General features: G+C 63.9%; 8 protein-coding genes and 1 pseudogene. 1 reads left to right on the forward strand and 8 read right to left on the reverse strand.

From position 1 onward, the window contains the following. Positions 1-24: 24 nt before the first annotated feature. The 5 genes and pseudogenes from NA10_RS35670 to NA10_RS39730 all read right to left on the reverse strand — a co-directional run. Positions 25-1,191, reverse strand: coding sequence for a helix-turn-helix domain-containing protein (locus NA10_RS35670; protein WP_169812592.1), 1,167 nt, complete (start codon positions 1,189-1,191; stop codon positions 25-27). Between the two features lie 766 nt (positions 1,192-1,957). Next, a complete protein-coding gene (locus tag NA10_RS39725) occupies positions 1,958-2,449 on the reverse strand; it encodes a DUF7782 domain-containing protein (RefSeq protein WP_444980060.1) in 492 nt (163 codons plus the stop codon). A gap of 93 nt (positions 2,450-2,542) precedes the next feature. Beyond that, complete coding sequence (locus tag NA10_RS36805; protein WP_157556565.1) at positions 2,543-2,860, reverse strand: hypothetical protein; 318 nt, start codon at positions 2,858-2,860, stop codon at positions 2,543-2,545. Then, positions 2,857-3,153 carry a class I SAM-dependent methyltransferase gene (locus NA10_RS36810; protein WP_169812593.1) on the reverse strand — a complete coding sequence of 99 codons (297 nt, stop codon included), beginning with the start codon at positions 3,151-3,153 and terminating at the stop codon, positions 2,857-2,859. The genes NA10_RS36805 and NA10_RS36810 overlap by 4 nt, the downstream gene beginning before the upstream one ends. A gap of 97 nt (positions 3,154-3,250) precedes the next feature. Further along, positions 3,251-3,505, reverse strand: a pseudogene (locus tag NA10_RS39730) (DUF7059 domain-containing protein); the annotation flags it as partial. 119 nt (positions 3,506-3,624) lie between these two features. Here NA10_RS39730 and NA10_RS36815 point away from each other — a divergent pair. Next, complete coding sequence (locus NA10_RS36815) at positions 3,625-4,158, forward strand: hypothetical protein (protein ID WP_157556567.1); 534 nt, start codon at positions 3,625-3,627, stop codon at positions 4,156-4,158. 316 nt (positions 4,159-4,474) lie between these two features. Here NA10_RS36815 and NA10_RS16795 read toward each other — a convergent pair whose 3' ends face one another. Genes NA10_RS16795 through NA10_RS16805 form a run of 3 tightly spaced genes read right to left on the reverse strand, consistent with a single transcriptional unit; the run spans position 4,475 to position 6,778 of the window. After that, positions 4,475-5,167 carry a hypothetical protein gene (locus tag NA10_RS16795; protein ID WP_157556568.1) on the reverse strand — a complete coding sequence of 231 codons (693 nt, stop codon included), beginning with the start codon at positions 5,165-5,167 and terminating at the stop codon, positions 4,475-4,477. Next, positions 5,151-6,131, reverse strand: coding sequence for a class II glutamine amidotransferase (locus tag NA10_RS16800; RefSeq protein ID WP_067568771.1), 981 nt, complete (start codon positions 6,129-6,131; stop codon positions 5,151-5,153). The genes NA10_RS16795 and NA10_RS16800 overlap by 17 nt, the downstream gene beginning before the upstream one ends. Then, a complete protein-coding gene (locus tag NA10_RS16805) occupies positions 6,119-6,778 on the reverse strand; it encodes an amidoligase family protein (protein ID WP_245677441.1) in 660 nt (219 codons plus the stop codon). Before NA10_RS16805 ends, NA10_RS16800 begins: the two co-directional genes overlap by 13 nt. Between the last annotated feature and the right edge of the window lie 375 nt (positions 6,779-7,153).

Here is a 7,153-nt window from a genome sequence, read left to right on the forward strand (position 1 = left end):
ATTTCTCACCGGCGAGTCACTTCATCACCGCAGCGCCTTTCGTATGACTGCACGCAATTCGGCTGCGTGTTCTTCGGCGCCGGTGTTGCGCAGAGCGCGTACGGCGTCGTGGAGGGCGCGTTCGGTCCTGGCGGAACGGGTGACGGCGACTATGCGAGCGGCGCTGGAAGCTGCCGCCAGAGCTTCGTCGCGCTGATGTCTCCTGGCTTGTGCGACGGAGAGCAGGGCTATGGCGCGGCCGAGGTCTCGCTGGTTGTCGGGTTGCCAATGCTCCAAAGCTGGTTCGAGAATGTTGATCGCGCGGTCAGGTTGGCCGAGCTCGAGCCAACAACCGGCTGCCTCCATGGCGATGTACGCAGGGGTGCAGTAATGCGTCAGTTCGTCATCATCGGGGGCGTCGGCCGCAGCACTGTCGAATGCTTCTTCCAGTGCTGCGCTGCATTCTTGCGCCTGACCGAGCCGAGCGTGGGCGTGGGCGACTTGGCGCAGTGCCAGGGCGCGCAGAGGCGGTGACAGTGCGGTGGTCGGTTCGTGGAGTGGGGCCCGCGCCAGTGCGATTTCGGCCCGCGGATCGTCACTATCAGCAGCGATGTTGCCTCGTCGGTGCAAAATGTAGGCGCGTAACTGCTGGTCCTCCGCCGCGCCGGTTATGGTGTGTGCCAACGCGGTCCATTCGGCGGCGGCGCGCTGATCACCGCCATCCTGATGAAGCCACCCGCGAAATTCGGCGAACCGAGCGTGCACTATTCGCAGTCTCGCGAGAGTACGACCACGGCTGGTTTCCGCAATGTCCTTGAGGAGTTCGATCTGATGGGCGACCAGTGGCAGTACGGAGTGTGGACCGATCAGCATATCGGTGCGCACATACTGGTCGAGCGTAGCCAGAAGTGATTCGGCAACCATCGCCGTCGTCGGCGCCGCGGCGGATGGGATGTCTTTGCCACCGGGATAGGCAGTCACGCTGGGCAGTTCGGTATGCGGTACGTTGTCGTCGACTTCGAACCACAGCAATCCCTCTGGAATGCCGAGTACCCGTGCGTATCTGGTCAGCTTGTCGATATCGCGAACACGGGTTTGGCCACTCTCGATCCGACTGAGATGGCCCTGGGTGATCCCCAGCCGACCAGCGAGCTCTGCCTGAGGGAGCGGTCCGGCGCCGTGGACCGGATGGTGACGAAAGAGTTGGATCACGGCCCCGATATCCCTGCTGCGTAGGGCCGACAGCATCTCGCTTGTTCGCCATGCTGCGGCGGGCAGTTCTGGAACTCGGTCGTTTCCGCGACGACACACGGAGCAGCGCGGCTTCGAGTGGTCCCGGGCTAATCGCGAGCCGCATCCGCGACATAGTCGCCGGTCATTGATGGACATAATAGCCCCTGCTACGGTCGAGCAATCGGCTCAAGGCGTTCCGCCTCGCTGAACCTTGCAAATGGGCGAGTCGGCTGACTCTGTAAGTTCATTGAGTGAGGTGAAGTCCGTCGCCGGAATCGGGTTAGACGGACTGCACCGATGTAGGGTCTGAGGTGGTAGGGTCTGAGGTTAGTAACAAGTTAGGGATTGGTTCAGGTGTATTCCAATGCAGCTTGTAGACGTTCTTGCATTTGCAAGCATGATTGACTAAACTGTACGCAACCACGTTGCGCATGTTTTGGGTAGTCAATCAAAGCACAAATGGAAGTCAAGTAAATCCTAATGCGGAGAAGTGTGACGCATGCAACTACCGCGACAGGTCGTGACGATTATCGTTCTGTCTGGTCGGTATTTTTCGGGCGCACTTCGATGTATTCCGCAGACGTATAGAAGGCATGCCTCCAAAGGTTAAGCCCCGGAGCTTGAGTGCCGCCGGTTCCGTCCTCAAGCGTGCGGTCGTAGGCGGCCAGGTGTGCGAGTTTCTGGGCAGGGGTGAAAGCTGCGGCGCTTGCCGCCGCCAGGGCGCAGCTGGGTCGAGTCCATCCGATCATTGGCTGATGGCGCCACTCAACTGCCGCGTCGCCTGATCCGGGAATCCGCGAGCGAGCCACGCCGCGCAAGCTGATTCCACGTCCCCGCCCCCGATCACTGTGAATCGACGGGCAGGAAAATGCCGCGTTCGACGAGCCGGGGCCCCATCGTGGTGGCCGTGGCGAGGACGTCGTCGACGCTGACTCCCTGTTGGGTGGCGAATTCGATGAGCTGTTCTCGCAGTGGACGCGCGGGGTCGTAGATGCCGACGATCGCGGCGACGAGTGGTTCTACCTTTCAGGTTCCGGCGCCGCCCGTGGTCCATCGTCAGTCGTTGGGTGCCGACCTGCCAGCCGTCAACACTGGCCCGGGTCGCGTCTTGGTGCAGGACGAGGCCCTCGGCGAGTTGGTAGCGTGCGTCGAGGGGATCGTGTGTCCCTAACCAGTCCTGGCGGGCGAACCACGGCGGAATGTGTGCTTTCCGGGGGTGTTCGGGTTGCCGGGGCATCTTCGACCCGCACGACCGGCGAGGCCGAGCCGCCGTTGCACGTGGTGACCACGCCGTAGCCGATCGCTTCGACGTGCTGGTCAGTGAACCGGTTCAGCCATGCCCGCCGCCGCGCGGGATCGGTGTCACGAGATTCCGCCATCCATGTGTCGACGTAGGTTTCGGCGGGGTGACCGAGCCTTCGACGACCGAGGCGTCCATGCCGGTGCCGCTCATCCATCCCGCGACTCGCTCGCTCCACTGCTCGCTGCGCACGTGCAGCCAGTGCGCCATGAACTGCAGGTACCCCCCGGTCAGTAGTTTGGGTGCCGCAGTGGCTAGTTCGGCGCAGATGCCGTCGCCGGGCCGACCCGAATCTCGGTAGAAGAAGTGGGGCTGGCCGGGGCCGACCACATAGGGCAGGTTGCTCACCACGAGGTCGAAGCGGCGACCGGCTCGACCATGTCCCCGTACAGCAATTCCCAGTCCAATTTGTTCAGTGCTGCGGTGGTCGCGGCGAATCTGAGTGCCCGCGTGGATAAATCGATGCCCGTGACCTGGTCGGCGTGGGTGGACAGGTGCATCGCCTGCACGCCACCCACCCCGATATCCAGGGCGGTGGCGACGGGTGCGTGGATGATGGACACACTCAGGTTGCGGGAACTGGGGCTGACACACAACACATGGTCGGCCCTGATCGGACCTGGTGTCCCGGTGTCGGTCATCAGATCCGCCATGATCCACCAGTCCTCGTATGGGTGCAGGTCCACACCGGCACGCACACCGCCCTCGACGGCTTCGACGAGCCCGCCGGCGTATGGCCTGCGCCAGCGGAAGGGGGGCCAGGGCGGCGGCTACCTGTGCAGTCGGCTCGGTCGTTCTGCAGCCGAACAGCCGGATCAGCACGCCCAGTTCGTCCTCGCCGACATCGGCGGGCATCGCGTCCTTGTGCTGGTGGTAGGCCGTGGCGGCGTCTGCCCCGACCCGGCGGGAGACACTGGAGCTGGTGTAGTCCGCGCGCAGGAGATCCTCTCGCAGACAATCGATATCCGAGGATTCCAACAGTGGCTCGATCACCGAGATCCTCCAAGGTGTCTGCGGGAAACAGGGAAGCGGCAGCGCGCAGCTGCGCCGATGTCACACATCAGCGCTGCCGTTTTCATGCGAGGAGTCACAGATTCACACAGTCGCCCGTGGTGAAGACAGAGGACGCAGGTTTTGGCCTGGGGGATCTTGTCGGCCCCGTAGAACGCGATGTTGGTCTTGAGCGCCACCGGGCCGAAGCCGGTGTCGGCGTTGATCTTGGTGTTGCCCGTGTCCACGTACGGGAAAGTGGTGGGGAAGGTCGTCTTCATATCCGTCAGGGCATTGATGCCGAAAGGGAGGGCGCCGAGCACGTGGCGTCGGCTTGGACCGGAGTCGTGCCGTCGAGCCTGACCCCCTGGACCTTGCAGTTGAAGGAGTCGGCGTTGGCGGCAGGCGCCGCCATCGATCCCCGCTACAAGCACACCGCGTACGTGTTCAACGAACACCACGGCCATTGGAGCCGCGACGGGATCTGGTACTCCAACACCTCGTACGTGTGGCGTGGACCCAGCACCGACGAGCAGCCCGAAACCCACGGCACGACTACTGCGACTACTGCGGACAGTACGGGCTCGAGCAGCTCGGCCCGCACTGCCCGGCCTGCGGTTCTGCGAACAATGCTGGCACGAATTCCCGCACTGTGAATGCGAAACCCTCACCGGCACCGAACGATACGCCGACCTGACCTTCGTCGACATCGCCTGATCGGTTGCATCTCCCCGCGCTGCCGGGCTGTGATGCTCGCCATGGCGCTCCCGAGAACCGGAGTCCACCCCATGATCCAGCGCACCGCCGGTGTCGATCGCACACCGAGCCAATACCTTCCGATCGCTCGTCAAACCGCCGGGCGGCGGCCGTGAGGAAGACCGACCCGACCCGCTTCCTCGCCCGCCTGCGCGTCACACCCGGCTACGAACACGCAGTGCCCACACCACCATCAGCCGGAGTCCTCATCGTGGGCTATCGGGCCCACTCGTAACTCATAGGGTGGGTGACGATTTCGAACCCGCCCTGGTAGCCGATGGAACCGTCTTCCTTGAGATAGCCGAGATCGCCAAGGTGCTCGGCGGCGATCTCGGCGTAGGCTCGAAGGGAACGGCTCGGGGTTTTGATCTCGAGTTCCAACCCCAGAAAGACCGGACCCTCGCCGTGGAAGTAGGGGTCGGGTTTGTAGGAGTAGTCGTAGATGTGGTCGTCGCGGCGGTCGCGGTAGCACGAGGCGCAGTAGTCGTCGCTGGAGGTCAGGTAGTCGCAATCGCTGCATTCGCGGTACTCGTGTCGGCAGCTGGTGCACACCTCGGCACCGGTGTCGACGCTGCGGAGATAGCGCGACAGCAGTCGGCAGTCCGAGCACGGCCAGTAATGGTCGAGATGGCAGCTGTCGCACACGATGTCGCCGCTGACGGTCACCTCACCGGTGGTGGTGTAGCGCGCGCAATATTCGCATTCCGACCATCGCCGGGCGCATTCCGTGCACAGCACGCCGCCGTTGACGGTCTCGTGGATTTCGGCGACCGGTTCGCCGCAGTCCTCGCAGAAGGAGCGGTCATCGCAGGCTGGGCACTGAGGAGCGGGCTCGTTCAGGGGAGGGTCGTCGGGCAGCGGCGCGGAACATGTGCCGCACAACGCGATTGCATCAAGCAATTCGGGCATGGGTGTATGACCTCTCTGAGCATGTGAAGGAGGCAGCAGGGAGCGCCGAGGACGAAACAGCGCGCATGGCGCGAAGGGGACGCGCGAATATTGCGCACCACCTGGTGGTTTCAGCACGCGATCGGTGAGAAGGCAGATGGGACATCTGCGATGTCGGCTCCGACAAGCGGTATGGCGGGGAGCCCGACCAGAGCCGGATGGACTCGACTGTTGAAATCAGCGAATGGATTTGCGGTGCAGTGTCGGAGCGTTGTGTGCAGTCGCAGTGGGGGAATGGGTTGGCGCATGCGAAGCACCAGCCGCAGCGGCCGCAGTAGCGTCCGCGGCGGCTGAAGTCGACGGCCCCGCAGCTTTCACACACATACAGCCACGCCCTCGCGCGCAGCAGCGCCCAGTCCGGGGGAGGCCGGTAGCCGGGATTGGAGTACCAGATCCCGCCATCCCAGATCCCGCCCGGTTCGTTGAACACGTAGGCGTTCTGCTCGAAGGTCGGATCGACAGTGAGGATCACGAGTTTGCTTGTCCCGAGCCACGACTCCAGCCCACGCCGGCCCTGATCGGTATCGAACGACCCGAAAGGCATATGCGACAAGTACGTTTCGGCCGCGATCCGGGTATCGGAGCGCGGATCGTAGGGGGCCGGTCGGACTCGCCTGGGCAGAACACCGTTGTGCGCCAGCACGGTGCGCCGGTCGCGGCCGAGCCGGAACGGATGGCAATTGTCGATACTCACCGCGCCGTGCGTGGCATAGCGACTGTGAAACAGCGCCGGTCGATCCGGATGGCGGGCACGCACAGCAATGAAATCGTCGAGGACCTCCTCGGCGTCCATCCCGCGCCCGACGAGAACACCGTCGGCGGTGACGACGGCGAACCCGTGGCCATCTCGGTTGACACGCGCGCCATTGAGCAGCGCGCTGAGTTCCGGTGCTATGCCGGGCGGGAAGAAGGTCAGCAGGCACATGCGAGGGCCTCCATCTCCGCGCGCAGCGGCGCGTACTGCCCACGCTGGCTCACCCAGGTGGTGAACCGCTCCCACTCCCAGCCGCCGTGGCGGACGACATCGGTGGAGGTCAGAGTGCGGGAGTATTCGACGCTGGCCGCCACGAACGCCAGAGCCGCTTGAACCTGCTGGGGGTCGAGCGATCCGGCGAACACCCGCACCTCGAGGCTCTTGCGCGGGTGGGGGTTGATCGCCTGGTAGCGGTTCATCCCGTACCGGCGCAGATCGTCTTTGGCGGTGTGCTTGACCCGCTCGCGGGCGATCGGGGAGAACACCGCGTAACTCGAGCGTCGCCGCGCCAACGCCACCGTCTGGGATTCGTTGCGGTAGATCAACTTCGCCCACCGGAAGATGTGAGCGGCCGAGTCGAACCCGTCCCGCGACACATGGACATGGATTCCGACGCTGTGATCCGAGCGGCACCCGAGTTCGGTCAACCGCTCCAACAGCGGCCAGGGAAACCGCTCGACCGCGAACCGATAGTCCATCGGATGGGTGACCAATTCGAAACCCAACGGCTCGATCGACGAATCGTGCTTCAGATACCCCAGATCGCCGATATGGTCGCCGACCGTCGCCGCACACGCATCGTAGTTATGCTGCGGCACAATGATTTCCAGCTCCAAGCCGAGGAATGCCGGGCCATGACCGAAGAATCGCGGGTCGGGCTTGTAGTTGTAGTTCCAGATCCGCCCGGCAGATCCGCAGCTTTCGCAGTCGGTGAGATCGGGCAGAAGAGTGCCGCACTGCTCGCACGGGCGGTAGTTCTGTGCGCAGCGGGTGCAAACGCGGGAACCGCCGGATACGTAGCGGCTCTCGGCAGTGAACAGACTGCATACCCCGCAGTGATCGAAGAACCGGTCGACACACGGCGGACACACACGCTCACCGGTATCGGTGCGCCACGTCGTCGGCGCGCGATACCCGCAGCGCGCGCAATCGGACCATCCGGGAGTGCATCCACGACAGACCTGCCCGAACTC

The sequence above is a fragment of the Nocardia acidivorans NBRC 108247 genome, assembly GCF_001625085.1.
Classification (GTDB): Bacteria; Actinomycetota; Actinomycetes; order Mycobacteriales; family Mycobacteriaceae; genus Nocardia; species Nocardia acidivorans.

What these genes read in the sequence shown, in the direction of transcription:
- NA10_RS16795 (WP_157556568.1), bottom strand. Translation starts at nt 5,167, where the DNA reads ATGCCCGAATTGCTTGATGCAATCGCGTTGTGCGGCACATGTTCCGCG.
- NA10_RS36810 (WP_169812593.1), bottom strand. Translation starts at nt 3,153, where the DNA reads ATGACCGACACCGGGACACCAGGTCCGATCAGGGCCGACCATGTGTTG.
- NA10_RS39725 (WP_444980060.1), bottom strand. Translation starts at nt 2,449, where the DNA reads ATGCCCCGGCAACCCGAACACCCCCGGAAAGCACACATTCCGCCGTGG.
- NA10_RS16800 (WP_067568771.1), bottom strand. Translation starts at nt 6,131, where the DNA reads ATGTGCCTGCTGACCTTCTTCCCGCCCGGCATAGCACCGGAACTCAGC.